Below are 26,915 nucleotides of genomic sequence, written 5' to 3' on the forward strand. Positions count from 1 at the left end.
CAGGATCAGAACCCCATCCGCTGGCCGTCCCTCGAATCCGGCCTGGCTCAGGGGAAGGTGAGTCAGGACGGTGACGGCTGTGCGGCTGGAGATCTCATCCGGGAAGCGGCTCCGCGTGCTCCGCGGTGGTCTCGGCCGCCCTGCGCTCAGAAGAGCCCGGGCACCACTTCCTCCTCGGTCTCGGAGAAGACGGCCTCCTTCTCGTTCAGGTAGTCGTTCCACGCCTGGGCGTCCCAGATCTCCGCCCGGGTGCCCGCGCCGATGACGGCGAGCTCCCGGCCCAGCCCGGCGTAGTCCCGCAACGGCGGCGGTATGGTGACTCGGCCCTGCTTGTCCGGGACCTCGTCCGAGGCGCCCGAGAGAAAGACCCGGATGTAGTCCCTGGCCTGCTTCGAGGACAGCGGTGCCGCCCTCAGCTGCTCGTGGACCCGCTCGAACTCGCGGACGCTGAACACGTAGAGGCACCGTTCCTGACCGCGGGTCAGCACGAGTCCCTCCGCCAGTTCCTCCCGGTACTTCGCCGGCAGGATCAGGCGGCCCTTCTCGTCGAGACGGGGTGAGTACGTTCCGAGAAACATGCTCACCGCCTCTCCAGCCCGAGAGTTCTCCCAGATCCATCTCTTCGCCCCACTTTACTCCACTTCACTCCCCGGTCAACGAACGCAGGGGCCGGGCGCCGCGGCGTGGCGCGGCGCCCGGGCGCCGCGACGGGCGTCGCCCCAGGTGGGCACGGCGGCGCCGCGGCGGAGGGCGGCGGGGAGGAGCGTGTAGGACACCCCGGGCCCGCGGTGCGGGGCGCCGGCACCGGGCGTCGGGGAGCGCGGTGGAGGACGCCGCGGCCCGCGGCACCGGGCGCCGGCGGAGGGGTGCGGGGAGGAGAGTGGAGGACGCCGCGGTGCGGGCCGCGGGGAGGACGGTGGAGGAACGCTCCCCGGACGCTCCCGGGGTGCGGCCGGGGTGCGGCCGCGGCACCTCCAGGGCATGCAAAAGCTCCCCGGCGGTGCACCGGGGAGCTGATCGGACCCTGCAGACCGCCGTGCGGCAGCAGGGTGGGGGGAGGTGGAGGGGCCGGGCGGGTCGGTTCGAGCGGGCGGCGCCCTGCGGTCGGCTCCGGGTCCGGGCGGGGCCGGTCAGGTGGACGGGCCCCCGGAGTTGCGCTGGTCCCAGCGCTCCTCGAGGTTCTGCAGGAAGGGCGACGAGCGGCGGGGCGGGCCGCCCTTGCCGGGCTCCCCGCCGGGGCGCGGCTTGCCGGAGCGCAGCGTGGCGACGTAGACACCCGCGCCCATCACCACGAAGCCCAGGACCCCGACCAGGATGGAGTCGATGACGACCCCGCCCAGGAGGACGAGCAGGCCGACGACGGCGATCACGATCCCGAGGACGATGTTGCGGGTGGAAGCACCCCTGACGGCGCGGGACCCCATGTTCGTCACGAACCTCGGGTCGTCCGCGTGGAGCTGCTTCTCGAGCTGCGCCAGGAGCTGTTGCTCGTGCTCGGACAGTGGCACGGTATGCCTCCTCATCCTTCGGGTGCGGATTCCCCGGCTGTTCCGGCGCCGCCTGCTACCAGGATAGACCGTCGGGTGCTGATTTGGCACCGCGCACACGGCTGTCAACAGCCTCCGAGTTGCCCTCCGGACTCCGGGGTGCGGGAGGCAGGAGACGGGCGGGGCCGAGGCGCTCGGCGCCGAAGCGGGCGTGCACCCGGTCCATGGCCTGCTCGGCGGCCCCCCACCCCTCCTCGCGGCCGTCCAGGCTCAGCTGCAGGGCGTCCGTGGCGGGCTCCAGCCGCTCGGCGCGGATGCCGATGAGCCGGACCGGCTGGGGCCGGTCCCCGAGCTCCTCGAGCAGGCCCACGCCGTGCTCGAGGAGGTCGTGGGCGGACGTGAAGGGATGCTGCAGGGTTCGCGACCGGGTGATGGTCGTGAAGTCCGCCCAGCGCACCTTGAGCCCCACCCGGCGGGCGCGCAGACCCTGCCGGCGCAGCCGCGAGGCGGTCCGGTGGCTGAGCCGCAGGAGGGTCTCGTGCAGCACGCGGTCGTCCGCGACGTCCCGGGGGAAGGTCTCCTCCGCGCCCACGCTCTTCTCCTCGCGGACCGGTTCGACGGGGCGGGGGTCCCGTCCGTTGGCGAGCTCGTGCAAGTGGTGGCCGGCCGCCCGTCCGACCAGGCGGGTCAGCATCGGCACGGGGGCGGCCGCGAGGTCCCCCACGCTCCTGAGCCCCGCGCCGGTGAGCGTCTCGGCCGTGCGCCCGCCGACGCCCCACAGCGCCGAGACCGGCAGCTCCGCCAGGAACGCGACGGTGTCCTCGGGCTGGACGAGCAGCAGGCCGTCCGGCTTGGAGCGGGTGGAGGCGATCTTGGCGACGGTCTTGTTGGCGCCGATCCCCACGGAGGCGGTCAGTCCCAGCTCGTCCCGCACACGGGCCCGAAGGCCGCGGGCGATGCCCACGGGCGGGCCGAGCCGCCGGACCGCTCCGGCGACGTCGAGGAAGGCCTCGTCCACGCTGATCTGCTCGACACGGTCGGTGATGTCCCAGAACATGGCCATGACCCGGCGGGAGTAGGCGTCGTAGGCGTCCCGGTGGGGCTCGAGCAGGACGGCCCGGGGGCACATCGCCCGGGCCCTTGCCAGGGGCATGCCGGAGCGGACGCCGAACGCCCGGGCCTCGTAGGACGCGGAGAGGACGACGGAGCGGCCGCCCGACCCGGCCACGATGACGGGCCTGCCGCGCAGCCCAGGGGCCGCGAGCAGCTCCACGCCGACGTAGAACATGTCCATGTCGACGTGCAGCACGGCGCACTGCCGCCAGCGCTCCAGCCGGTCCCTCGGCGTCTCGGTCACCGCGTCCTCCTCCCGGGTCCGGCACAGCTTAGCCCTCGGCGCGGACATCCCGGCCGCGGTGCGGGCCCCGGCCCGGGCGGAGCCCCCCGGTCCGCTCACCGGGCCTTCGATAGGCTGGGGCGGACATCGCGGACGGCCGGCAGAGGGCGTCCGCCGCCGCCCCGAGTCCGAGGTCGATCCGCCCATGACGTGCCCGCCCCTCCCGCACCACCCCGACGCCCCCGCCGGCACCGCGCCGCAGGCCCGGCCCCAGGACGCCTTCCGCGCCGAGGACGAGCGGTTCGTGGCGCAGCTGCACGCGGAGCTGGAGGAGTTCTTCGGCCGGCAGCGAGCGGTCCTGGGCGGCATCTCGGCGGACGCCCTCCCGCTGCTGGACGCCGTCGTCGCGCTCTCCGCCGGCGGCAAGCGGCTGCGGGCGCGGCTGTGCTACTGGGGCTGGCGGGCGGCGGGCGGCGACCCGGAGGACCCGGCCGTGGTCCGGGCCGGGGCGGCGCTCGAGCTCTTCCAGTCCGCCGCGCTCATCCACGACGACGTCATCGACCGCTCCGACACCCGCCGCGGCGCCCCCAGCGTGCACCGCCGCTTCGAGTCCGTGCACGCGGACCGGGGCTGGGCCCTGGACGGTCCGGCCTTCGGCGTGGCCGCCGCGATCCTCTCGGGCGACCTGTGCCTGTCCTGGAGCGAGCAGTCGTTCGCCGCGGCCACCACCACGGCGCCCGGCGGCCACCGCGCACGGGCGGTCTTCGACCTCATGCGCTCCGAGGTGATGGCCGGGCAGTACCTCGACGTGCAGGGCGAGGTCGCCGGCGGGGGCCAGGACCGCGACGGCGCGGTGCAGCGGGCCCTGGACGTCATCCGGTACAAGTCGGCGAAGTACTCGGTGGAGCACCCTGTGGTGCTCGGCGCCGCCCTGGCCGGGGCGCCGGAGCCGGTCCTGGAGCGCTGCTCCGCGTTCGCGCTGCCCCTGGGCGAGGCGTTCCAGCTGCGCGACGACGTCCTGGGCGTGTTCGGCGACCCGGCGGCCACGGGCAAGCCCGCCGGCGACGACCTGCGGGAGGGCAAGCGGACGGTGCTCGTCGGCTACGTCCGCACGCTCGGCAGCGAGGCGCAGATCGCGCGGCTCGAGGACGCCCTGGGCCGGCCGGAGCTGACGGAGGAGGACGTCGAGGAGCTCCGCTCGCTCATCACGGCGTGCGGCGCCCTGGGCTCCACGGAGGAGCTCATCGAACGGCTCAGCGGGGAGGCGTTCACCGCGCTGGACCGGCTCGGGGCCGACGCCGTGCCGATGGCCGCGCTGCGCGGCCTCGCGACGGCTGCGGTCCGCCGCTCGTCCTGAGTCCGGCGCGCCGGGCCGGTCCCGCGGTCGGGGCCGGTCCGGCGCGCCGGTCAGGAGCGGGTCACCAGGCCAGGGCCTGCGCCCGGCGGCGGATCTCCGTCTTGCGCCCGTCCCGCAGCGCGTCGACGGGACGGCCCGGCAGGGACTCGTCCTCGGTGAACAGCCACGTGATCGCCTCGACGTCGGTGAAGCCGGAGTCCCGCAGGACCGCCACCGTGCCCTTCAGCGAGTCGACCACGGCGCCGTCCAGCAGGAAGGCGGCCGGCACCCGGCGGATGCTGTCGTGCGGGTTGCGGACGGCGAGGAGCGTCCCGTCGTCGACGAGGCCGTGGACGCGGGTGACCACGAGGCCGAGCTGCTCGGCGACGTCGGGCAGGGGCAACCACTCCTGGACGAGACCGTCCAGGCGGTCGAACTCCTCGGTGCTGATTCCGGATGTGTTCTTCACGCCCCCAGAGTGCCACGTCCGCCGGTGCCCGTGCCACGCGGGCCCGCCACGGTATGCTCGACCCGCGGAGCCGGCTGAGACCTCCGCACCTTCCCCGATCAGCGTCAGAGAGTTACTTCATGCCGTATCCCCCCGACAGCGACACGACCGACCCGAACGACGCACCGCGCTCCACCACCGCCGAGACCACTGCCGAGACCTCCGCCGAGGCCTCCGGGCGGCAGGACGACCGCTCCCCCGGCTGGGCGCGCCGCGCCCGGACGGGGTCGGCGGTCACCGCCGTCGCCGCCCTCGCCGCTCTGGGCGGGGGCACCGTGGCCCACGCCGCCCCCGCCCAGACGGCCCAGGTGGCCTCGGCGCCCCTGCTCGCCGGCCAGAAGACGACGAAGACCCCCGTGCACACCGTGTCCCCCGGGGACTCCCTGTGGGCGGTCGCCCAGCGCCACGGCGTGGCCGTGGACGAGCTCATGCGGTGGAACGACCTCTCCGGCGCGGCGCTGCTGCTGCCCGGGCAGGAGCTGCGCCTCTCCGGCGGGGCGGCCCCGGCGGCCGAGCCTTCGAAGAAGCCGGCCCCGCCCGCGGCGGAGCCGCCCCGGACGGAGCACGTGGTGCGCTCGGGCGACTCGCTGTGGAGCATCTCGCAGGCGCGCGGGGTGTCGGTCCAGTCGCTCCTCGACGGCAACGACCTCACGGTGAACTCGCTGCTGCGCCCGGGCCAGCGGCTGTCGGTCACGGAGCCGGCCCCCGACACCGTGCGGACCGCCCAGGCCCCCGCCCCCGCGCGGGCCGAGCAGCCCCGGCCGGCGCCCGAGCGCGCCGTCGGCGACACCTTCCTGGGCCGCACGTACGAGGACGGGGTGGTGGACTCCGCCAACCGCCACCACGAGCAGCTCGCCGCCCGCCCCGCGCCCTCGCGCGAGGAGATGCGCCGGCTCGTCCACGACACCGCCGTGCGGATGGGCGTGGACCCGGCGCTCGCCCTGGCGCACGCCCACCAGGAGTCGGGCTTCGACCACCGGGCCGTGTCCCCCGCGGACGCCGTGGGCACCATGCAGGTCATCCCGGACGCCGGGGACTGGGCCTCGGGACTCGTGGGCCGGGAGCTCGACCTCCTCGACCCGCAGGACAACGTCACCGCCGGCGTGGCCATCATCCGGCAGCTGGGCCGCGCCGCGCCCAGCACCGACGTGGCCATCGCCGCGTACTACCAGGGCCTGCACGGGGTGAAGAAGTACGGGATGTACGACGACACCAAGCAGTACGTCAAGAGCGTCAAGACCCACCGCAAGCGGTTCGGACCGTGACCTGCGACCCAGCCTGCGCACAGCGCCCCGCCCTAGGCTGATCCCGTGCAGCACGCGCTCCCCGACCACCTGACCGGGACCGTCCTCGAGGGCCGCTACGAGCTGGGTCCGCGGATCGCCCGCGGTGGCACCGCCACCGTGTACCGGGCGGTGGACACCCGCCTGCAGCGCGTCGTGGCGGTCAAGCTCATGCACGCCCACCTGGCCGAGGACCCGGCCGCGGCGGACCGGTTCGTGCGGGAGGCCCGGTCGGCGGCGCGGCTGTCCCATCCCCACGTGGTCTCCGTGCTCGACCAGGGCCACGCCCCGGACGGGGTGCCGTACCTGGTCATGGAGCACGTGGCGGGCTCGACGCTGCGGGACCTCCTGCGCCGGCGCGGCGCCCTGCCCCCGGGCGAGGCGCTCGGGCTGCTGGAACCGGTCCTCGACGGGCTGGCGGCGGCCCACCGCGAGGGCCTGGTGCACCGCGACGTGAAGCCGGAGAACGTGCTGATCTCCGCCGCCGGCCGGGTGACCGTCGCGGACTTCGGTCTCACCCGCGCCGTCGACCAGCACACGGCGACCGGAACGGTGCTGGGCACGGTCGGCTACGCCTCGCCGGAGCTCGTCACGGGGCAGCGGGTCGACACCCGCGCGGACGTGTACTCGGCCGGGATCCTGCTCTTCGAGCTCCTGGCCGGCCGCCGTCCCTTCGAGGGCGGTCCGCTGGCCGTGGCCCGCGCCCACGCGGACGGCGCCGTCCCGGACCTCCGCACCCTCGATCCCGGTCTCCCGGCCGGTGTGGCGCGGCTGGTCGCCCGGGCCACGGCACGGGAGCCGGAGCGGCGTCCGCCCGACGCCGGCAGCTTCCTCGACGAGCTCCGGTCGGTCCGGGCGGGTCTGCGGCCCGCGGAGCTCGACCGCCCCCCGGGACCCGGCGCCGCCCGCGGCACCCCGGCCGTGCCGGCTCCGGACGGCGCGGCCACGGCGGCCCTGGACCCCGCGGTCGGACCCACCGCGGCCCTCGGGGCGGGCGCCCCCACGGAAGCCCTCGGCCGGGGCGCTCCCACGGAGGCTCTCGGGACGAGCGGCACCACGGAGACCATCGGCCGGCACGCCCCCACCGAGGCCCTCGGCCGGGACGCTCCCACGGAGGCGTTCGGCCCGGCGGCCGGCCGGACCGGGGTGCCGGGTCCGCACGCCGCGACCCTGGGAGCGGCCGGGGCCGGGGCCCCGGCGGTCTCCGGCCGGCCGCTGCTGGCGCGGACCTCGAGCGGCTCCTCCGACCCCTGGCGGCCCGAGGTCGAGCTGCGGCCCACCCGGCCCCTGCACGCGGCGGGGACGCTGGCCCTGGTCGCGCTCGCGGTGGCCGGGGCGGCGTTCCTGGGCTGGCTCCTGGGCTCCGGTCCGGGCGGGACCGTGAGCGTGCCGGACGTGCGGGGAGCGGGTCCGGAGCTCGCCGAGCAGTACCTGGCCGGGGCCGGTCTGGGCAACGTCGCCGTGCACGAGACCGCGGACCCGGTGGCCCCCGCCGGCACCGTGCTCGGCACCGACCCGGAGGCCGGGGCCACGGTGCGCTCCGCGGAGCAGGTCGTCCTGCTGGTCTCGACCGGTCCCGTGCGGACCACCGCGCCCGACGTCACCGGGATGTCCGAGGAGGACGCCCGGGCGCGCCTCGAGGACGCCGGGCTGGCGGCCGGCACCCGGAGCCCGGTCGCCGACGCCGCCGCCGCCGGGACGGTCGTGGGCCAGCACCCCGAGGCGGGCGAGGCGGTGGCCGAGGGGTCGGCGGTGGACCTCGCCGTCTCCCTCGGGGCCCGCGCCGACTCCGCGCCCGGGGTGCTTGGCAGGCCCGTGGACGAGGCGGTCCGGCTCCTCGCGGAGGCGGGGTTCGCGGCGCGGGTCGAGGAGAGCCTCGGCGCCCCCTTCGGCTACGTGGTGGCCCAGACGACGGACGGGGCCGAGGTCGTCCTCACCGTCGTCTGAGCGGACGGCAGGAACGGCCCCGGCCCCGTCGGCCGGTCCCGCGCTCAGCGGCGGGAGAGGTAGCCCGCCACGAGGAACGCGATCTCCAGGGACTGCATGTGGTTCAGGCGCGGGTCGCACAGCGACTCGTAGCGGTCCTGGAAGGAGGACTCGTCGACGGGGTCGGCGCCGCCGAGGCACTCCGCGACGTCGTCGCCCGTCATCTCCACGTGGATGCCGCCGGGGAAGGAGCCGATCGCCTCGTGCACCTCGAAGAAGCCGCGGACCTCGTCCACGACGTCGTCGAAGTTGCGGGTCTTGTACCCGGACGGCAGGGACACGGTGTTGCCGTGCATGGGGTCGGTGACCCACACGACCTTGGCGCCGGAGCGCTCCACGGCCTCGACGAGCGGGGGCAGCTTCTCCCGGATGTTCTTCGCGCCCATGCGGGTGATGAAGGTGAGCCGTCCGGGCTCGCGCTCCGGGTCGAGCTTGTCGATGAGCGCCAGCGCGTCGTCCCCGGTGGTCTTGGGGCCGAGCTTCACGCCGATCGGGTTGCGCAGCCGGGAGAGCAGGTCCACGTGGGCGCCGTCGAGCTCCCGGGTGCGCTCGCCGATCCACAGGAAGTGCCCGGACGTGCCGTACGGGAGGTGGGTGCGGGAGTCGATGCGGCTCAGCGCGCGCTCGTAGTCCAGCAGCAGGGCCTCGTGGCCGGCGTAGAACTCCGTGGTGCGCAGGGCGTCGAAGTCCGCGCCGCACGCGTCCATGAACTTCACGGCCCGGTCGATCTCGCGGGCGAGCGACTCGTACCGGGCGTGGGCCGGGTTCGTGGTGAAACCCATGTTCCAGGCGTGCACGAGGCGCAGGTCCGCGAACCCGCCCGTGGTGAAGGCCCGGATGAGGTTCAGGGTTGAGGCCGAGGTGTGGTAGCCGCGCACCATCCGCCGCGGGTCGTGGACCCGGGACTCCTCGGTGAAGTCGAAGCCGTTGACCATCTCGCCGCGGAACGTCGGCAGCGTCGTGCCGTCGCGGGTCTCGTCGTTGGACGAGCGGGGCTTCGAGAACTGCCCGGCCATCCGGCCCATCTTCACCACGGGCATGGACGCGCCGTAGGTGAGCACCACGGCCATCTGCAGCAGCGTCTTGACCCGGGCGCTGATCCGGTCGGCGGTGGCGCCCTCGAAGGTCTCGGCGCAGTCCCCGCCCTGCAGGAAGAACGCCCGGCCGTTGGCGACCTCGGCCAGACGGTCGCGCAGCTTGTCCACCTCCCCCGCGAAGACGAGGGGCGGGACCGCGTTGAGCTCGGCGATCGAGGCGGCGAAGTCGGGGTGGTCGCGCCAGGTCGGCTGCTGGTCGGCGGCCAGCTCGCGCCAGTCGTCCAGCCCCGGGTAGTCGGCCGCGGAGGGCACCGGGGAGGCGAGGTTGCGGAGGCTGTCGGGAACGGTGAAGTCGAGCATCATGTCTTCCTATGTCTCGTCCGGGGCGGGGCCGGGCGCGGGATCAGGGTGCGGTGGGCCGTGGGGTGTCGTCGTCCGCGGCCCCGGGACGGTCGCGGTGGGCGATGGAGTCCGCGGTCCGGCGGGCGGTGTGGGCGGCGCTGCGCGCCTTGTCCTTGGCGTTGCCCACGAGCTCCGCCGCGGCCTGCTTGGTCTCCTGGCGCTTCTGCTCGGCGAGCCGCTTCTTGTGCTCTGAGGCGTAGACGTCCACGTAGACCTGGCCGGAGAGGGCCTGGATCGCGTGCATGATCTCGTCGGTGACCTCGCGGAGCAGGGCGTGCTCACCCTGCCGGCCCCGGTAGCGGGAGAAGTCGAGGGGCTCGCCGAAGATCGTGGTGACCCGGGCGCTGCGGCGGGGCAGCGGGAGCCTGGTCCCGATCGGCTGGACCTTGTCGGTGCCGACCATGGCGATCGGGACGACCGGGGCCCCCGTCTCGAGCGCGAGCCGGGCCACCCCGATCTTGCCCTTGTACATGCGGCCGTCCGGGGAGCGGGTGCCCTCCGGATAGATCCCGAGCAGCTCGCCCTCCAGCAGCTTGCGGCCGCCGTTGCTCAGGGACTTCGCGCTGGCCCGGCCCCCGGAGCGGTCCATGGGGATCTGGTTGATGGCGCGGAAGAACGCGGCCATCACCCGGCCCTTGACGCCGGGGCTGTTGAAGTAGTCGGACTTCGCCAGGAAGTACACCTGCCGGGGCACGGCCACGGGCATGAACACCGAGTCGGAGACGGAGAGGTGGTTGCTCGCGAGGATGGCCGGGCCCTCCTCGGGCACGTGCTCCAGGCCGCGCACCTCGGGACGGAAGGCGACGTTGATCAGGGGGCCGACGACGTAGCGCTTCAGAAACATGTAGACCATGTGGGAGGGGACTCCTTCGTGCTGATCGGGATGTCGCGAGGGTCCGTGCCGCTCGGACCGGGTCCGGCCTCCGGTATTCTCTCACGTCCGCACGGGCACCCGCGCCGGTCCGCCCGCCGACGGCGCCCGCCCTGACATCATGGACGCATGACGCCACCCGTCGAGGACCAGCACCTGCCCGCCCCCTCCGCGACCGTCGGGCCCGCCGCCGCGGACGATCCCGGCGCGCCCTTCCACCATCCGGCCGACGGGCCCGCGGGCGCGCTCGTGCTGCACGGCTTCACCGGCGTCCCGTTCAGCGTCCGCCCCTGGGGCCGGGCGCTGCACGCGGCGGGCGCCGACGTCGTCGGGCCCGTGCTGCCCGGCCACGGCACCCGCTGGGAGGACCTCGCCGGCGTCCGCTGGGAGCAGTGGCGCGACCACGCGGCCGAGCACGTGCAGCGGCTGCGGGCCCGGCACGACGTGGTGGTGGTGTGCGGGCTGTCCATGGGCGGGGCGCTCGCCCTGCACCTCGCCGCGACCCTGCCCGTCGACGGGGTCGTGGCCCTGAACCCGGCGCTGTCCCTCGTCAGCCGCACGGCCCGGCTCGCCCCGGCCCTGCACCGCGCGGTGCCGTCCGTGCCGGGCGTGGGGGACGACATCAGCCTCCCGGGCGTCACCGAGCACGCCTACCCGCGCACGCCCGTGGCGGGCGTCGCCGAGCTGGGCCGGTTCATGACCCGGACCCGGAGGATGCTGCCCGCGGTCACCGCCCCGGTCCTGGTGCTGCGCTCGCAGCACGACCACGTGGTGTCGGACGCCTCGCACCTGCAGGTGCTGCGCCGGGCCGGCGGGGACGTGGAGCTGGTGCGGCTGGCGGAGAGCTTCCACGTGGCCACCCTGGACCGGGAGGCGGACGTGGTCGCGGCGCGGTCCGTGCGCTTCCTGGAGGACCTGCTGGCGGGCCGCAACCCGGTCACCGCGAGACCGTTGCGCCCCGCCTCCCGGGGGGACCGGCGATGAGTGCGGGCCCGGGGACGCCGGGCGGCGCCGGGCACGGCCCCGAGGACGAGTGGAGCCGGATCGTGTCGGACCTCGAGGACGTGCGCCGGGCCGGGGACCGGCACCTCGCCGGGCCCCGGGACTGGTCCCCCGAGGACGCCGGGCCGGGCGCGTCCTCCGGGGCGGAGGACGCCGGAGCGGAGGCTGCCGGGGCAGAGGGCGCCGGGGAGCCGGAGGACGCGGGGGACGACGACGCGCCCTACTCCCCCGACCCCGGGCCGGTCACGCAGGGGCTCAGCGGCGGGGCACTGCTGTCCTGGACCGTGCTGGTCGGGGTGCCCGTGCTGCTGGTGGTGCTCTCCCTCCTGCCCGGCTCCCTGCCGTGGTGGGCCATCGTGGGGGGCCTGCTCGCCGTGGTCGGGGCCATCGGCCACCTGCTGCGGTCCCTGCCCGACGACCGCGACGAGCTGGACGACGGCGCCCGCGTTTGACGGGGTTTGCGTGAGCCAATTCACTAGACTGGAGCGGACGGCCCACCGACCCCGATCCGAGGAGAACCCCATGCGCCACGTCGCGACCGACGCCCTCGTGGACCCACCGGCCCACAGCCGCATCACCGACTTCCTGCTCATGCAGGCGGGCCAGGACGAGGATCCGCACCTGTACACCGTCCTGGGGCCGGAGGGGGCCGCCCGCGAGGTGCGCGCCCGGGAGTTCCTCGCCGCCGTGCAGGGTGTGGCCAAGGGTCTCGTGGCCGCGGGGATCGAGCCCGGGGACCGGGTGGGCATCCTCAGCCGGACGCGCTACGAGTGGACCCTCGCGGACCTCGCGATCTGGTACGCCGGCGCCGTGCCCGTCCCCGTCTACGACTCGTCCTCGGTGCAGCAGATCGCCTGGATCATGGGCGACTCCGACGCCAAGGCCGTGTTCGTCGAGACGCAGGCCCTCGAGGACTCCGTGCTCGCCGCCTCGCGGGAGACGCCGTTCCGCGCCGCGGAGAACGTCTGGCGCCTGGACGGCACCGGCACGGGCCTCGACGAGCTCGCGCGCGCCGGCGCGGACGTGCCGGACGAGGAGCTCGAGGCCCGCCGCACGTCGCGCGGGCTCGAGGACGTCGCCACGATCATCTACACCTCGGGGACCACCGGACCGCCCAAGGGGTGCGAGCTGACGCACGGGAACTTCGTGCGGCTGTGCGAGAACACGACCCTGGTCGTCGAGGACATCATCCACCCGGGCGCCCGGACGCTCCTGTTCCTGCCGCTGGCCCACGTCTTCGCCCGCTTCGTGGAGGTGATCGCCCTCTACTCCGGGACCGTCCTGGCCCACACCCCGGACGTGAAGAACCTGATGGCGGACCTCGGGGCCTTCCGGCCCACGTTCATCCTGGCCGTCCCGCGCGTGTTCGAGAAGATCTACCAGAGCGCCCGCCTCAAGGCCGAGAAGGCCGGCGGGGCGAAGTCCCTGATCTTCGAGCGCGCGGTGACCACGGCCGTCGCGTACTCGAAGGCCGGTCAGGACGGGCGGGTCCCGCCGCTGCTGCGCGCGCGCCACGCCCTCTACGACCGGCTCGTGTACTCGAAGCTGCGGGACGCGATGGGCGGGGAGGTCACGCACGCCGTCTCGGGCGGCGCCGCCCTCGGCACCCGGCTGGGCCACTTCTTCAACGGGATCGGCGTGTACGTCGTGGAGGGCTACGGGCTCACGGAGACCACGGCCCCGATCGCCGTCAACACCCCGGAGATCGGCAAGATCGGCACCGTGGGCCTGCCGCTGCCGGGCAACGAGGTGCGGATCGGCGAGGACGGGGAGGTCCTGGTCCGGGGCACCCACGTCATGCGCGGCTACCACGGGCGGGAGGACCTCACCGCCGAGGCCTTCGAGGAGGGGTGGTTCCGCACCGGCGACCTCGGCTCGCTCGACGAGGACGGCGCCCTCACCCTCACCGGCCGGAAGAAGGAGATCATCGTCACCGCCGGCGGCAAGAACGTGGTCCCCAACGTGCTGGAGGACCCCATCCGCGCCTCGGCCCTGGTCTCCCAGGTCATGGTGGTCGGGGACGACCGGCCGTTCGTGGCCGCCCTCGTGACCCTCGACCAGGACGTGCTCCCCGCCCGCCTGGAGCTGATGGGCCTGGACCCCGCGATGCCGGTGGCGGAGGCCGCCCGCCACCCGAAGGTCGTCGAGCACGTCCAGGACATCGTCACCCGGGCGAACCAGGCGGTCTCCCGCGCGGAGAGCATCCGGGCCTTCGAGATCCTCGACGTAGACTGGACGGAGGCCTCCGGGCACCTGACCCCGTCCATGAAGATCAAGCGGGCCAGGATCGCCCAGGACTTCGCGGACCGGATCGAGGAGATCTACTCGCGCCCCGCCCCCGAACCGGCCGCGGCCCCCGCCACCCCGGCGGAGCGGATCAAGGAGAAGCTCTCCCACGCGCACCTGCCGGGCCGCGGCTGACCCCGGGCCGGCCGGCGGCCGGTGGGATCACCGGCCGCCGACGAGGGCCCCCGGGGACAGCGGTGAGTGCTCGGGGACGTCGAGGCCCAGCAGGGCGTTCTCGACGACCTCGCTCAGGGCGGGGTGGATCCAGTACTGGCCGCGCGCCATCGTGTGCGCGTCGAGGCCGAAGGACATGGCCTGCACCAGCGGCTGGATGAGCAGGGAGGCCTCCTCCCCGATCAGGTGCGCGCCCAGGAGGCGACCGGTGCCCTTCTCCGCGATCAGCTTGCACAGCCCCGTGCGATCCTCCATGGCCCACCCGTAGGCCGTGGCCCCGTAGTCCTGCACCTTGACGGTGATCTCGCTGCCCTGCTCGACCGCCCACTGCTCGGCCTCCTGCTGCGTCATGCCGACGGAGGCGATCTGCGGGCTGGTGAACACGGCGGAGGGCACGAACCGGTGGTCGGTGGCCCGGAGGTCGCCGGGGTGCAGGAGGTTGTGCTGCACCGTGCGGGCCTCGGCGTTGGCCACGTGCTTGAGCTGGTAGGGCGAGCTGATGTCGCCCAGCGCCCACACGCCCTCGACGGGGCGGCCCCCGGAGAGGGCGCGCTGGTGCTCGTCGACGGCCAGCAGCCCGTCCGGCCGCACGTCCAGCCCGCCCGCCCGGGCGTCGAGCACGTCGGTGTTCGGCTGCCGGCCCGTGGCCACCAGCACCACGTCCGCGGGCAGGCGCATGACGAGCTCCGGGTCCTGCGGGTCGCGGAAGGTGACCATCACGGCGCACTCGTCGCCGTCCCACTCCTCGACCTCGCTCAGCGACCAGCCCGTCTCCAGCTTCCACTGCCGGGAGGCCTCGCGGGCGAACCGCTCGGCGATCTCCGGGTCGTGGTAGCGCAGGATCCGGTGCGAGCGGTTGACCTGGGTGACCCGCGCGCCGAGGCTGGAGAAGACGTGGGCGAACTCGGCGCCGATGTAGCCGCCGCCGACCACCACCACGCGGCGGGGCATCTCCTCGATGCGCATCACCGTGTCCGAGGTGTGCACCTGGGGCAGGTCGATCCCGGGGATCTCCGGCCGCACCGGGCGCGAGCCGGAGGCCACCACGATCTGGTCGGCCGTGAGGTCCTCCCCCGAGGCGGTGCGCAGGGTCCGCGGGGCGGTGAAGCGCACGTGCTCCTCGTAGACCGTCACGTGCGGCAGCGTCCGGCGGTACTCGAGCCCGCCGTGGGAGATCGCGTCGATCCGCCCGAAGATCCGGTCCCGCATCTCCCGCCAGCGCACGTCCTCCACCGAGACGTGGAGGCCGAGCCGGTCCGCCTCCTGGGCGCGGCGGGCCACGCTCGCCGGATACGCGTACATCTTCGTCGGGATGCAGCCGACGTTGAGGCAGGTGCCACCGAAGGTCCCGCCGTCGATGATGGCGACGTCCAGGCCCTCGTAGTCCTCGGTGAGGATCGAGTTGCCCGAGCCGGAGCCGATGATGATGAGGTCGAATTTCCGCATGCGACCCATCCTATGCGCGCCCGCCGGGCGGCCCCCGCCGGCACCGCGGCCCTCCCGGGGGCCGCGGTGCCGGCGCGGGCGTGCCGGGTCAGCCGGCGGTGTCGAGCGCCAGCAGGAGGTCGCCGCCGGAGACCTGGGTGACGCCCTTGAGGGCCACCCGGGCGACCGTGCCGCCCGTGGGGGCGGTGATGGAGGCCTCCATCTTCATGGCCTCGATGGTGGCCACCTGGCCGCCCGCCTCCACGGTGTCGCCCTCGGCCACCGTCACGGTCACCGCCCCGGCGAACGGGGCGGCCACGTGGCCGCGGTCCGTGGGGTCGGCCTTCTCGGTCTCGGGCACCGAGGAGGTGATCGAGGTGTCGCGGACCTCGATCATCCGGGGCTGGCCGTTGAGGGTGAGCATCACGGTGCGCATGCCCTTGTCGTCCGGCTCCGAGATGGCCTGCAGGGTCACCAGCAGCCGCACCCCCTTGCCCAGGGAGATCACGTGCTCCCGGTCGGAGGTCAGCCCGTAGAGGAAGTCCCGGGTGTGCAGCAGCGCCAGCTCGCCGTACTTCGCCCGGCTGGTCTCGTAGTCCCGCGTCGGACCGGCGAACAGCAGCCGGTTCAGCGTGGCACGGCGGGTGGCCGAGTCCCCGGCCAGGGCCTGGGAGTCCTCCGGGGCCAGCTCCGTGATCCCGACACGCACGTTGCGGCCCTCCAGGGCCTTGGAGCGGAACGGTTCGGGCCACCCGCCGGGAGGCGTGCCGAGCTCCCCGGCGAGGAAGCTGATCACCGAGTCGGGGATGTCGAACTTCTGCGGGTTCGCCTCGAACTCGGCCGGGTCCACGCCCATGCCCACCAGCTGCAGGGCGAGGTCGCCCACGACCTTGGACGAGGGGGTGACCTTGACCAGTCTGCCGAGCATGGCGTTGGCGGCGGTGTACATGTCCTCGATCGCCTCGAACCGCTCCCCCAGTCCCAGCGCGATGGCCTGCTGGCGCAGGTTCGACAGCTGCCCGCCGGGGATCTCGTGCCGGTACACGCGCCCGGTCGGGGCGGTGAGCCCGGACTCGAACGGGGCGTACATCCGGCGGATGACCTCCCAGTAGGGCTCCAGGGCGGTCGCGGCCTCCAGGGGGATGCCGGTGTCCCGGTCCGTGTGGGCCAGGGCGGCGATCAGCGCCGAGGCGGGCACCTGGGAGGTCGTGCCGGCCATCGAGGCCTCGGCCACGTCCACCGCGTCCACGCCCGCGTCGATCGCGGCCATCAGCGTGGCGAGCTGCCCGCCGGCGGTGTCGTGGGTGTGCAGGTGCACGGGCAGGTCGAAGCGCTCCCGCAGGGCGGTCACCAGCTTCGCCGCCGCCGCGGGGCGCAGGAGCCCCGCCATGTCCTTGATCGCCAGCACGTGGGCCCCGGCGTCGACGCACTGCTGGGCGAGCTCGAGGTAGTAGTCCAGGGTGTAGAGGTCCTCGGCCGGGTCGAGCAGGTCCCCGGTGTAGCACAGGGCGACCTCGGCGACCGCGGTGCCCGTCCTGCGCACGGCCTCGATGGCCGGGGCCATCTGCTCCACGTCGTTGAGGGCGTCGAAGATCCGGAAGATGTCCACCCCGGTGGCCGCGGCCTCGGCCACGAACGCGTCCGTCACCTCGGTCGGGTACGGGGTGTAGCCCACGGTGTTGCGCCCGCGCAGCAGCATCTGGATCGGGATGTTCGGCATCGCCTCCCGCAGCAGCCGCAGCCGCTCCCACGGGTCCTCGCCGAGGAAGCGCAGCGCGACGTCGTAGGTCGCCCCGCCCCAGGCCTCCACGGACAGCAGCTGCGGCAGCGTGTGGGCGTAGGCCGGGGCCGCGGCCAGCAGGTCCCGGGTGCGCACCCGGGTGGCCAGCAGCGACTGGTGGGCGTCCCGGAACGTCGTCGAGGTCACCGCCACCGCCTGCTGCTCCCGCAGGGCCCGGGCGAACCCCTCGGGGCCGAGCTCGACGAGCCGCTGCCGCCACCCCGGCGGCGGGGTGTGCTCGGAGGGTCCGTCGAAGGGAGAGCGGAACGGCTCGTCCTGCTTGTCGCCCGGGTAGTGGGGCAGCTTGGTGCGCGGGTCGATGCCCTCCACCCGCTCCCCGTTGGGCTGGTTCACCGTGACCTCGGCCAGCCAGGTCAGCGCCTTGGTGGCCCGGTCCCCGGAGGTGCGGGCCTCGAGCAGCTCGGGGCGGCGCTCGATGAAGTCGGTGGCCACGTTGCCGGCGAGGAACTCCGGGTCGGCCAGCACGGCCTGCAGGAACTGGATGTTGGTGGACACCCCGCGGATCCGGAACTCGGCCAGGGCACGCTGGGACCGGTGCACGGCGGTGGCGTAGTCCCGGCCCCGGCAGGTGAGCTTCACCAGCATCGAGTCGAAGTGCGGGGAGATCTCCGCCCCGGCGTAGACCGTGCCGCCGTCCAGGCGCACCCCCGCGCCGCCGGCCGAGCGGTAGGCGGAGATCTTCCCGACGTCGGGGCGGAACCCGTTGGCCGGGTCCTCGGTGGTGATCCGGCACTGCAGAGCGGCCCCGCGCACGGCCAGCTCGTCCTGGGCGATGCCCAGGTCCGCCAGGGTCTCCCCGGAGGCGATGCGCAGCTGCGACTGGACGAGGTCGACGTCGGTGATCTCCTCGGTCACCGTGTGCTCCACCTGGATGCGCGGGTTCATCTCGATGAACACGTGCTGACCCGCCCGCTCCCCGGCCGTGTCCACCAGGAACTCCACGGTGCCGGCGTTGACGTAGCCGAGCTCCTTCGCGAACTTCACCGCGTCCCGGTGCAGGGCCTGGCGGATCCCCTCGTCGAGGTTCGGCGCCGGGGCGATCTCCACGACCTTCTGGTGCCGGCGCTGCAGGGAGCAGTCGCGCTCGAACAGGTGCACCATCCCGCCCTCGTTGTCGGCGAGGATCTGCACCTCGATGTGGCGGGGCCGGAGCACGGCCTGCTCCAGGAACACGGTGGGGTCGCCGAAGGCGGTGTCGGCCTCGCGCATCGCGGCGGCCAGCGCCTCGGGCAGCGCCTCGGGGGTCTCCACCCGGCGCATGCCGCGGCCCCCGCCGCCGGCCACGGCCTTCACGAAGATGGGGAACCCGATGCCCTCCGCCTGCGCCAGCAGCTCCTCGGGGTCCGCCGAGGGCTCCGTGGAGGCCAGCGTCGGGATCCCCGCCCGCTTCGCCGCCTTCAGCGCCGCGACCTTGTTGCCGGCCAGCTCCAGGATCTCGGCCCGCGGGCCGACGAAGGTGATGCCCTCGCGCGCGGCGGCACGGGCCAGGTCCGGGTTCTCCGAGAGGAACCCGTAGCCCGGGTAGATCGCGTCCGCCCCGGACTCCTTGGCCACCCGGACGATCTCCTCGACGTCGAGATAGGCCCGCACGGGGTGGCCCTCCTCCCCGATCCGGTACGCCTCGTCGGCCTTCTGCCGGTGGATCGAGTTGCGGTCCTCGTACGGGAACACCGCCACCGTCTTGGCGCCCAGCTCGTAGGCGGCACGGAAAGCACGGATCGCGATCTCGCCGCGATTGGCCACCAGGATCTTGGAGAACATCAACACCCGTTCCGCACCCGGGGCCGTTCGGCGGACACCCGGGCACTGATTCGTCGAAGGTCGGACAACGTCGCGCACACGGTCAGCATGGCCGTCCGCGGGCGGTCCTGACCAGTGAACCACGCCACCCCGGGGCACACTGTGACTGCTGTCACAGAGCGACGTCGTGGTCAGCGTACACGGCGGCGGCGCGGGGGCGGGGCGACCGCGGGCGGCTCCGCGCCGGAGCGGGGCGGAGCGCGCCCGCCCGGCTACGATGGGCGCAGCCGTCTCCTCGCCGCGGCCCCCGATCCCGGACCCGAGGAGCCGCTCCTCCCGTTTCCCCGCGAGCGAAGGGTGTTCCCTCCGTGCAGATCGTCAGCGTCAGCAGCCTCAAGGGCGGTGTCGGCAAGTCCTCCGTGACCCTGGGGATCGCCTCGGCGGCCCTGCAGGCGGGAGTGCCCACGCTGGTGGTGGACCTCGACCCGCACGCCGACGCCACGACCGGACTGGGCGTGCACCCGGAGCGCGGTCACGACATCGGAGAGGTGCTGCGCAGGCCGCGCCGGGGAGCGCTCGAGCGCGTGGTCGTGGCCTCGGCCTGGGCGGTGCGGGCCGGCCTGGACAGCAGGGCCCTCGACGTCGCCCCGGGCTCGGCCCGCTCGTCCCACCTCGACCGCTCCGAGTACCGGGAGAAGGACCTCGGCCGGCTGGAGCGCGCGCTCTCCGGCGCCCAGGGGTACGACCTGGTGCTGGTCGACTGCCCGCCCACCCTGAGCGCGCTGACCCGCACGGCGTGGGCCGCCAGCGACAAGGTGCTCTCGGTGGCGGAGCCCTCGCTGTTCTCGGTGGCGGGCACCAAGCGCACGATGACGGCGATCGCCCAGTTCGAGCAGAGCCGCACGTGGGCCGTGCCGGCTGCCGGGGTGGTGGTCAACAAGGTCCAGCACTCGTCGGTGGAGCACCGGCACCGCCTGGACGAGCTGCAGGAGCTGTTCGGCCCCCTGCTGGTCAGCCCGGTGATCCCGGACCTGCCCGTCTGGCAGCAGGCGCAGGGCGCGGCCTGGCCGATCCACCGCTGGCCGGGAGCGGAGGCCCAGGACATCTCCGGGCGGTACACGGCGATCCTGCAGGGTCTGCTCGACGGCTCGTCCTGAGCCGCCCGGCTCAGCCCGCGCTCTGCCGGCGGGCCCGGCGCTCGGAGAGCTCGTCCCCGGGCAACGGCTCCTGGGCGGGGGCGCGGTCCGCTCCGGTGTGCTCCCCGGGGAGCGCCGCGAGGGTCCCCTCGACCTCGCGCCACACCCGGCCCACGGCGATCCCGAAGACGCCCTGTCCGCCCTGCACCAGGTCGATGACCTCGTGGGGGGACGTGCACGCGTAGACGCTGGCGCCGTCGCTCATCATGGTGAGCCGGGCCAGGTCCTCCACGCCCTGGGCGCGCAGCGCCCCCACGGCGGTGCGGATCTGCTGCAGGGAGACGCCGGTGTCCAGGAGCCGCTTGACGATCTTCAGGACGAGGATGTCGCGGAAGCTGTAGAGCCGCTGCGTGCCGGACCCGGAGGCGCCGCGCACGGTGGGCTCCACGAGACCGGTCCGCGCCCAGTAGTCGAGCTGCCGGTAGGTGATGCCCGCGGCCTTGCAGGCGGTGGGGCCGCGGTAGCCGACGGACTCGTCCCGGATCACGGAGTCGTCGAAGAGGACGCCCTGGGTGCCGTGCGCCGGAGGGCCGCCGGGCTGCTCGCGTTCGCTCACGCCGCCTCCTCGCTCGTGGACCCGGTGCTCGCGGCGCCGGGAGTGGATGGTCTCACAGAGACGTCCGGATCCCCCCGGGAACACCTCGAGTACACCTTATGACGGTAGACCTCCCCGGGGACGGGGTCAAAGACATCAGGGGCCCGGACCCCGTGTCGGGCGGACGGGGACGGCTCAGAAGTCCTCGGGGTCGACGTTGTCGAGGAAGTCGCGGAACTGCTCGACCTGCGTCTCCGGGGGCAGCTGCGGCTCCCCCTCCCCCGCGCGGGGGGACGGCTCCCGCAGCTCCCCGTCCCCGCTCATCACGAGACCGGCCTCGTCGAGGACGGTCTCGGTGCACAGGATGGGGCAGTCGGTGCGGGCGGCCAGGGCGATCGCGTCCGAGGCGCGGGAGTCGACGACCGTGCCGTCCGAGAACTCGAGCGCGGCGTGGAAGACCCCCTCCTCCACCGTGTGGATCCGCACCCGGGTGAGCGTGCGCCCGAACGCGGTGGCCACCGACAGCACGAGGTCGTGCGTCAGGGGCCGGGGCGGCTCGATCCCCTGCACGGCGAAGACGATGGACGTCGCCTCGTTCGTGCCGATCCAGATCGGCAGGTGCCGTCCGCCCTCGACCTCGCGGAGGACGACGACGGGCTGCGCCGACGGCACGTCCATGCGGACGCCCGCGATCTCCATCAGGACCTGGTGCACGGCCACGTCAGCCCTCCACCGCGGCGCGCTCCTGGAGCGCGTCGATCTCCGAGCGCACGAGCGAGGTGTGGATGGTGAGGCACAGGCCCGAGATCTCCTGGGCGCGCTCGACCGCGCGGGCCCTCGAGGCGGCGTCCCGGCGGGAGGTGAGGGGCGCGACGGCGCGCTCCACGAGGCCCAGCTCCCGGTCCGCGGCGGCCTTGAAGGGGCGCAGGTGGCGCGGTTCCAGACCGTGGGCCGTCAGCGCGAGGGCCGCCCGGGTGATGGCGAGGGCGTGGTCGTCGAAGGCCCCGTTCTGCTCCCGGATCAGCCCGTAGCTCACGAGCTCCCGGACGAGCGGGATGCCGGCGCCCGTGCGGGCGGCGAGCTCCCGCAGGTTGTAGGTGCGCGGCGCGCTGACGACCGGCAGGGGGGCGGTGACCGGATCGGCGGGCTCCGCGGTGCGCCGGGCGTCGTCGGCGCGGGCGTCCTCGTCGGCGTCCAGCCGCTCCCGGATCACCTTCAGCGGGAGGTAGCGGTCGCGCTGGAGCTCCAGGATCCGGCGCAGCCGGTCCACGTCCGCGCGCGAGAACTTGCGGTAGCCGGACGCGGTGCGCGCCGGGTGGACCAGGCCCTTGTCCTCCAGGAAGCGCAGCTTCGAGGCGGTGATGCCGGGGTGGTCCTCGCCGAGCTCCTTGAGCACGGCGCTGATGCCCACCCGGGCCTCGTGCTGGACGTCGTCCCGGTGGGGATCGGTCTCCGCGGGGTCGGTCATGGCTCCCTTCTACTGGTCCGACTGCGAGCGCAGCGAACGGTAGAACGTGAACCGGAACTTCCCGATCTGGACCTCGTCGCCGTTGTCCAGCTGCGCGCTGTCCACGCGGTCGCCGTTGACGTAGGTGCCGTTCAGGGATCCGGAGTCGATGATCTCGAAGGAGTCGCCGCGCCGGACGAACCGCGCGTGCCGGCGCGAGACGGTGACGTCGTCCAGGAAGATCTCGGAGGACGGGTGGCGGCCGGCGGGGACCTCGTCCCGGTCCAGCAGGAAGCGTGACCCGGAGCCGCCGCTGTCGTGGGCCACGAGCAGGGCGCTGCGCGGCGGGAGCGCGGAGACCGCCGAGCTCTCCTCGGGGGAGAGCTTGTGCGAAGCCGCGTGCGAGAGGACCTCGGCCACGATCTGGATCGACGTGGTCTCCGGCTCCCCCTGGGGTGCGTTCGAGCCGTTCTGGGTTCTGGACATCTCTTCCCTCGACTGGTGACGTGTTGGTGGACGGGTCCTGTGGGACCCCTGCCCCGCGACCTCCTGTCCCGGCGGTCCCCGGGCGACCGGCCGGAGCCACCCGGTTGCTTGTCAGTGTACCGGGTGGTGGAGACACGGAGGGGCGGCCGGGACACGTCCCGGCTCGCGCGTGGTCGGGTCCTGCGCGGGTCAGTCGAGCTGGGCGGCGTACCCCTCGGCGTCGAGCAGCCCGGAGCGGTAGTCCTCGCCGGAGGGGCGGACCGCGAACAGCCAGCCCTCCGCGTAGGGGGCGGAGTTCACGGTCCCGGGCTCGGCCTCGAGCGCCTCGTTGACCGCGGTGACCTCGCCGGAGACGGGGGCGAAGATGTCGCTCACGGACTTGGTGGACTCGATCTCGCCCACGGCGGCGCCCGCCTCGACGCTCTCCCCCACCTCGGGCAGCTGGACGAACACGACGTCGCCCAGCTCGCCCTGCGCGTGGTCGGTGATCCCGATGCGCACCGCGCCGTCGGCGTCGGGGCCCGCGATCCACTCGTGCTCGGCCGTGTAGGACAGGTCGGCGGGGATGTTGCTCATGGGGTGGCTCCTGGTCCGGCGGGTGCGGTCGGCTCGATTATGGCACAGACGTCCCCGTGGCCCGAGGGCGCGGGACCTCGCGGGTGTCGGCCGCTCAGCGGCCCTCCCACGCGGTGATCTCGGCGTGGATCGCCCGCTTGCGCTCCGTCCCCGCGAAGGACGCGTCCACCGAGTTGCGGGCCAGTGCGACGGCCTGCTCGTCGGTCAGTCCCAGCGCGTCGCGCAGGTCCTGGAAGACGTCTCCCACGTAGCCGCCGAAGTAGGCCGGGTCGTCGGAGTTGACCGTGACCAGCAGTCCGCGCTCGAGCATGTCCAGGATCGGGTGGTCGGCGAGCGTGTCGACCACGCGCAGCCGCACGTTGGACAGCGGGCACACGGTGAGCGGGACCCGCTCCGCGACGAGGCGGTCCACGAGCTCCGGGTCGCTCAGGCACTGGATGCCGTGGTCCACCCGCTCCACGCGCAGCACGTCGAGGGCCTCCCGGACGTACTCGGGACCCGCCTCCTCCCCCGCGTGGGCGACGACGTGCAGTCCGGCCGCCCGCGCCCGCGCGTAGACCTCCTCGAAGAGCGCCGGGGGATGGCCGACCTCGGCCGAGTCGAGGCCGATCCCGTCGATGCGCGGCAGCTGGTCCCCGAGGGAGTCGAAGAGCTCGACGGCCTCCGCGGCGGGCCGGTCCCGCAGGAAGCACAGCAGCAGCGTGCTGGTCAGGCCGTGCTCGGCCCGGGCGGCGTCGAGGGCGGCGCGGATGCCGTCGACCACCGTCCCGAGCGGCACGCCCCGGGCGGTGTGCGCCTGCGGGTCGAAGAAGACGTCGACGTGCCGCAGGCCCTGCGCCGCCGCGCGCTCGAGGTAGGCCCGGGTCAGCGCCTCGAAGTCGGAGGCGTCGCGCAGCACCGCCATCGTGGCGTAGTAGAGCGCGAGGAACGAGGACAGGTCCTCGAAGTCGTACTGCCGCCGCAGCTCCTCGACGGAGCCGTAGGGCATCTCCACCCCGTTCTTGGCGGCGAGCGCGAACGCGAGCTCGGGCTCGAGGGTGCCCTCGATGTGCAGGTGCAGCTCCGCCTTGGGCAGGGTGTGCAGGTCGTTCAACTCCGGCGCTCCTTCGCGGTCGGCCCCGGGGACCGGAGCACTCGACGTCCCGTGCAGTGTATGCGCCGCGGTCGGCGGCGGGGCTCCGCCCCCGCTGCCGGGTCGCCCCGCACCGCCCGACCGCCGTCGGCTCCGCGGCCGGAGTGCTCTAGGCTCGCGAGCGGAGCCGCTCGGAGGAAGGAGTGCCGGATGTCCGGTGTCGTGGTGGTCGGACAGGTGGGACGGGATCTCGTGCTGACCGTGGCGGAGCTGCCGGCGGAGGGCGGTTCCGCCGACGTGCTCGAGCGGCAGGAGCTGCTCGGCGGCAAGGGCGCGAACCAGGCCGTGGCGTGCCGCCAGCTCGGCGCCGAGGTCGCCCTGGTGGGGGTCGTGGGCACCGACTCCGCCGGCACGGAGGTGCTCGCCCAGGCCGCGGCCGACGGGATCGACGTCGGCGCCGTGGTGCGCCGCGCCGGCGCCCCGACCGCGCTGCTCGTCGACCTCGTGGGGCCGCGCGGGGTCCGCCGCCTGCTGGAGGACGTGGACTCCGGGATGCTGCTGGACGCCGGGGACGTGCGCGCGAGCCGGGACCTGTTGCGCTCGGCGGACGCCGTGCTGGTGCAGCTGCAGCAGCCGGGGGCGGCCGTGACGGAGGCCCTCGAGGCGGCCGCGGCGGGGGGCGCGATCGTGGTGGCCGACGGCGCCCCGGCGGACGGGGCGGTGCGCCGGCGGGTGCTGGGCACCGCGGACGTGGTGCGCGCGGACACCGCCGAGACGGAGGCACTGGTGGGCTGGGCGCCGCAGGACGTGCCGGGGACGGTGCGGGCCGCGGAGTCGCTGCTCGCGGAGGGCCCGCGCGTCGTCGCCCTGGCCACCGGCGAGGGCGACGTGGTCGCCTGGCCGGGCGGGCACGTGCTCCTGCCCCACCTGGGCGAGGATCCCGTGGACCCCACCGGGGCGGGCGACTCGTTCGTGGCCGCGCTCACCGTCGCGCTGCTGCGCGGGGAGAGCCCCGAGTCCGCCGCCTGGTGGGCCGCGGCGGCGGCGGCCGAGGTGGTCGGCAGCGCCGGCGGCCGGCCGGACCTCGACCTGGACCGGCTGCGGGAGTCGGCTTCCCGGGCCCGCCGGTAGGCAGCACGGGTGCCGGAGGCGCCGTCCCCGGGAACGAGAGAAGGCCGGTGGTCCGCGTTCCCGCGGTCCACCGGCCTCGAATCGTCGGGCTGACAGGATTTGAACCTGCGACCCCTTGACCCCCAGTCAAGTGCGCTACCAAGCTGCGCCACAGCCCGAAGTGCTCAGTACGTTCCCGCCCCGAGCACTCGCATCACATTACAGCAAGCTCCGGCGGAATTCATCTCGGCGGGCGCCTCAGCGCTTCCGGTTCCGCTTCTCCCGCACGCGCATGGACACCTCGATGGGGGTGCCCTCGAAACCGAAGGTCTCGCGGAGGCGGCGGGTGATGAACCGCCGGTACCCGGGGTCGAGGAAACCGGTGGTGAACAGCACGAAGCGCGGCGGCCGGGAGGAGGCCTGGGTGCCGAAGAGGATGCGCGGCTGCTTGCCGCCGCGCACGGGGTGCGGGTGGGCGGCCACGATCTCGCCGAGGAACGCGTTGAGCCGCCCGGTGGGGACGCGGGTGTCCCACGAGGCCAGGGCGGTCTCCAGGGCGGGGACCAGCCGGTCCTTGTGCCAGCCGGTCTTCGCCGAGACGTTCACCCGCGGCGCCCAGGCCACGTGCGCGAGGTCGCGGTCGATCTCCCGCTCCAGGTAGTAGCGGCGGTCCTCGTCCATGAGGTCCCACTTGTTGAAGGCGAGCACGAGGGCGCGCCCGGAGTCCACGGCCAGCTGCAGGATGCGGACGTCCTGCTCGGAGAGCACCTCGTCCGCGGCCAGCAGCACCACGGCCACCTCGGCGCGCTCGAGGGCGGCCTGGGTGCGCAGGGACGCGTAGAAGTCCGCGCCCTGGGCCATGTGCACGCGGCGGCGGATGCCCGCGGTGTCGATGAAGCGCCAGGGCTTGCCGCCCAGCTCGATGAGCTCGTCCACGGGGTCGCGGGTGGTCCCGGCCAGGGGATCCACGACGACGCGCTCGGAGCCGGCCAGCTTGTTGAGCAGCGAGGACTTGCCCACGTTCGGGCGTCCGATGAGCGCCACGCGGCGGGGCCCGCCGGTCAGCTCGGTCTCGGCCACGGCGGAGAACTCCGGCAGCAGGTCCGTGACCGCGTCGAGGACGTCGGCGGCGCCGCGCCCGTGCAGGGCGGACACCGGGTGCGGCTCCCCCATGCCGAGGGACCACAGGTAGGTGGCCTCGACCTCGAGCTGCGGGGAGTCCACCTTGTTGGCGACCAGGATCACCGGCTTCCGGACCTTGCGCAGCATCTTCACGATGGCCTCGTCCGCGGCGGTGACGCCCACGGTGGCGTCGAGCACGAGCAGCACGGCGTCGGCGAACTCCACGGCCATCTCGGCCTGCTCGGCGACGCGGGCGTTGATGCCCTTGGCGTCGTACTCCCACCCGCCGGTGTCCACGAGGGTGAAGTTGCGCCCGTTCCAGGTGGCCCGGTAGGAGACGCGGTCCCGGGTCACGCCCGGGGTGTCCTCCACGACGGCCTCGCGCCGGCCGAGGATGCGGTTGACGAGGGTCGACTTGCCGACGTTGGGGCGGCCCACGATGGCGAGCACCGGGGCGGGCCGGCGCACGGGGGCCTGGTCCCCGTCCTCCGCCCACTCGGCGAGCAGCGCGGCGTCCTCCTCGTCGAGCTCGTAGTCCTCGAGCCCGGCCCGCAGCGCCTGCGCGCGCTGCTCGGCCTCGTCGTCGTCGATGGCCGCGAGCCGCTGGGCGACGTCGTCCGTGGTGCCGCCGAGGATCTCGGCCTCGTAGGGGTCGTGGGCGGTGTCGTGCGCGGAGTTCTCGGGGTTGCCGGTCATG

Annotated in this window: 23 protein-coding genes and 1 tRNA gene; 8 read left to right on the forward strand and 16 right to left on the reverse strand. The window is 74.3% G+C overall.

The features are described from left to right. Positions 1-146 precede the first annotated feature (146 nt). The 3 genes from mraZ to dinB all read right to left on the reverse strand — a co-directional run bounded on the left by mraZ (position 147) and on the right by dinB (position 2,844). Positions 147-578, reverse strand: a complete 432-nt coding sequence (gene mraZ / locus EQG70_RS11275; protein WP_031283112.1) for a division/cell wall cluster transcriptional repressor MraZ — start codon at positions 576-578, stop codon at positions 147-149. A 552-nt stretch (positions 579-1,130) separates the two neighbouring features. Next, a complete protein-coding gene (locus tag EQG70_RS11280; protein ID WP_017833696.1) occupies positions 1,131-1,508 on the reverse strand; it encodes a DUF3040 domain-containing protein in 378 nt (125 codons plus the stop codon). A 55-nt stretch (positions 1,509-1,563) separates the two neighbouring features. Then, positions 1,564-2,844, reverse strand: coding sequence for a DNA polymerase IV (dinB, locus tag EQG70_RS11285; protein WP_109268750.1), 1,281 nt, complete (start codon positions 2,842-2,844; stop codon positions 1,564-1,566). Between the two features lie 184 nt (positions 2,845-3,028). Here dinB and EQG70_RS11290 point away from each other — a divergent pair, with 184 nt between their 5' ends. Continuing rightward, the gene (locus tag EQG70_RS11290) at positions 3,029-4,180 is read left to right on the forward strand and encodes a polyprenyl synthetase family protein (RefSeq protein ID WP_109268749.1); all 1,152 of its coding nucleotides are present in this window, start codon (positions 3,029-3,031) and stop codon (positions 4,178-4,180) included. A 61-nt stretch (positions 4,181-4,241) separates the two neighbouring features. Here the strand turns inward: EQG70_RS11290 and EQG70_RS11295 are convergent, their stop codons facing one another. Then, the gene (locus EQG70_RS11295) at positions 4,242-4,628 is read right to left on the reverse strand and encodes an Rv2175c family DNA-binding protein (protein ID WP_017833699.1); all 387 of its coding nucleotides are present in this window, start codon (positions 4,626-4,628) and stop codon (positions 4,242-4,244) included. Between the two features lie 119 nt (positions 4,629-4,747). On the opposite strand from EQG70_RS11295, the gene EQG70_RS11300 reads away from it, so the two are divergent. Next, positions 4,748-5,932: a lytic transglycosylase domain-containing protein gene (locus EQG70_RS11300; protein ID WP_109268748.1), complete on the forward strand. Its 1,185-nt coding sequence runs from the start codon at positions 4,748-4,750 to the stop codon at positions 5,930-5,932. Between the two features lie 45 nt (positions 5,933-5,977). Further along, a complete protein-coding gene (locus EQG70_RS11305; protein WP_109268747.1) occupies positions 5,978-7,897 on the forward strand; it encodes a protein kinase domain-containing protein in 1,920 nt (639 codons plus the stop codon). A 44-nt stretch (positions 7,898-7,941) separates the two neighbouring features. Here EQG70_RS11305 and EQG70_RS11310 read toward each other — a convergent pair whose 3' ends face one another. Both EQG70_RS11310 and EQG70_RS11315 read right to left on the reverse strand, forming a co-directional pair. Further along, a complete protein-coding gene (locus tag EQG70_RS11310; protein ID WP_017833702.1) occupies positions 7,942-9,336 on the reverse strand; it encodes a class II 3-deoxy-7-phosphoheptulonate synthase in 1,395 nt (464 codons plus the stop codon). Positions 9,337-9,376: 40 nt separating this feature from the next. Further along, entirely contained in the window at positions 9,377-10,228 is an 852-nt protein-coding gene (locus EQG70_RS11315; protein ID WP_017833703.1) for a lysophospholipid acyltransferase family protein, read from the reverse strand. A 147-nt stretch (positions 10,229-10,375) separates the two neighbouring features. Between EQG70_RS11315 and EQG70_RS11320 the strand changes: the two genes are divergently transcribed. From EQG70_RS11320 to EQG70_RS11330, 3 genes are all read left to right on the forward strand, one after another. Further along, positions 10,376-11,230, forward strand: coding sequence for an alpha/beta hydrolase (locus tag EQG70_RS11320; protein ID WP_017833704.1), 855 nt, complete (start codon positions 10,376-10,378; stop codon positions 11,228-11,230). Beyond that, positions 11,227-11,700 (forward strand): hypothetical protein, encoded by a 474-nt coding sequence (locus EQG70_RS11325; RefSeq protein ID WP_109268746.1) that lies wholly within the window; start codon positions 11,227-11,229, stop codon positions 11,698-11,700. The genes EQG70_RS11320 and EQG70_RS11325 overlap by 4 nt, the downstream gene beginning before the upstream one ends. Before the next feature lie 70 nt (positions 11,701-11,770). Further along, complete coding sequence (locus tag EQG70_RS11330; RefSeq protein ID WP_109268745.1) at positions 11,771-13,669, forward strand: AMP-dependent synthetase/ligase; 1,899 nt, start codon at positions 11,771-11,773, stop codon at positions 13,667-13,669. Between the two features lie 27 nt (positions 13,670-13,696). Here the strand turns inward: EQG70_RS11330 and EQG70_RS11335 are convergent, their stop codons facing one another. Together EQG70_RS11335 and EQG70_RS11340 are read right to left on the reverse strand one after the other, a co-directional pair. After that, the gene (locus tag EQG70_RS11335) at positions 13,697-15,154 is read right to left on the reverse strand and encodes a mycothione reductase (protein WP_017833707.1); all 1,458 of its coding nucleotides are present in this window, start codon (positions 15,152-15,154) and stop codon (positions 13,697-13,699) included. A gap of 88 nt (positions 15,155-15,242) precedes the next feature. After that, complete coding sequence (locus EQG70_RS11340) at positions 15,243-18,695, reverse strand: pyruvate carboxylase (RefSeq protein WP_109268744.1); 3,453 nt, start codon at positions 18,693-18,695, stop codon at positions 15,243-15,245. Positions 18,696-19,042: 347 nt separating this feature from the next. Between EQG70_RS11340 and EQG70_RS11345 the strand changes: the two genes are divergently transcribed. Continuing rightward, positions 19,043-19,831 carry a ParA family protein gene (locus EQG70_RS11345; RefSeq protein ID WP_017833709.1) on the forward strand — a complete coding sequence of 263 codons (789 nt, stop codon included), beginning with the start codon at positions 19,043-19,045 and terminating at the stop codon, positions 19,829-19,831. Between the two features lie 10 nt (positions 19,832-19,841). Here EQG70_RS11345 and EQG70_RS11350 read toward each other — a convergent pair whose 3' ends face one another. From EQG70_RS11350 to EQG70_RS11375, 6 genes are all read right to left on the reverse strand, one after another. Then, a complete protein-coding gene (locus tag EQG70_RS11350; protein ID WP_017833710.1) occupies positions 19,842-20,426 on the reverse strand; it encodes a MerR family transcriptional regulator in 585 nt (194 codons plus the stop codon). Positions 20,427-20,600: 174 nt separating this feature from the next. Continuing rightward, positions 20,601-21,125 (reverse strand): bifunctional nuclease family protein, encoded by a 525-nt coding sequence (locus EQG70_RS11355; RefSeq protein WP_017833711.1) that lies wholly within the window; start codon positions 21,123-21,125, stop codon positions 20,601-20,603. A gap of 1 nt (position 21,126) precedes the next feature. After that, on the reverse strand, positions 21,127-21,873 hold the full coding sequence (gene ftsR / locus EQG70_RS11360) for a transcriptional regulator FtsR (RefSeq protein WP_232035314.1): 747 nt from the start codon (positions 21,871-21,873) through the stop codon (positions 21,127-21,129). A 9-nt stretch (positions 21,874-21,882) separates the two neighbouring features. Beyond that, entirely contained in the window at positions 21,883-22,338 is a 456-nt protein-coding gene (locus tag EQG70_RS11365; protein ID WP_017833713.1) for an FHA domain-containing protein, read from the reverse strand. A 189-nt stretch (positions 22,339-22,527) separates the two neighbouring features. Next, positions 22,528-22,914, reverse strand: a complete 387-nt coding sequence (gene gcvH / locus EQG70_RS11370; protein ID WP_017833714.1) for a glycine cleavage system protein GcvH — start codon at positions 22,912-22,914, stop codon at positions 22,528-22,530. A gap of 94 nt (positions 22,915-23,008) precedes the next feature. After that, on the reverse strand, positions 23,009-24,007 hold the full coding sequence (locus tag EQG70_RS11375) for an adenosine deaminase (RefSeq protein WP_109268743.1): 999 nt from the start codon (positions 24,005-24,007) through the stop codon (positions 23,009-23,011). 189 nt (positions 24,008-24,196) lie between these two features. Here EQG70_RS11375 and EQG70_RS11380 point away from each other — a divergent pair, with 189 nt between their 5' ends. Next, on the forward strand, positions 24,197-25,117 hold the full coding sequence (locus EQG70_RS11380; protein WP_109268742.1) for a PfkB family carbohydrate kinase: 921 nt from the start codon (positions 24,197-24,199) through the stop codon (positions 25,115-25,117). Positions 25,118-25,201: 84 nt separating this feature from the next. On the opposite strand, the gene EQG70_RS11385 is transcribed toward EQG70_RS11380, so the two are convergent. Continuing rightward, a tRNA-Pro gene (locus tag EQG70_RS11385) sits at positions 25,202-25,275 on the reverse strand. Positions 25,276-25,354: 79 nt separating this feature from the next. After that, positions 25,355-26,914: a ribosome biogenesis GTPase Der gene (gene der / locus EQG70_RS11390; RefSeq protein WP_017833717.1), complete on the reverse strand. Its 1,560-nt coding sequence runs from the start codon at positions 26,912-26,914 to the stop codon at positions 25,355-25,357. Between the last annotated feature and the right edge of the window lies 1 nt (position 26,915).

The sequence above is a fragment of the Kocuria rosea genome, assembly GCF_006094695.1.
In the GTDB taxonomy this organism is placed as follows: Bacteria; Actinomycetota; Actinomycetes; order Actinomycetales; family Micrococcaceae; genus Kocuria; species Kocuria rosea.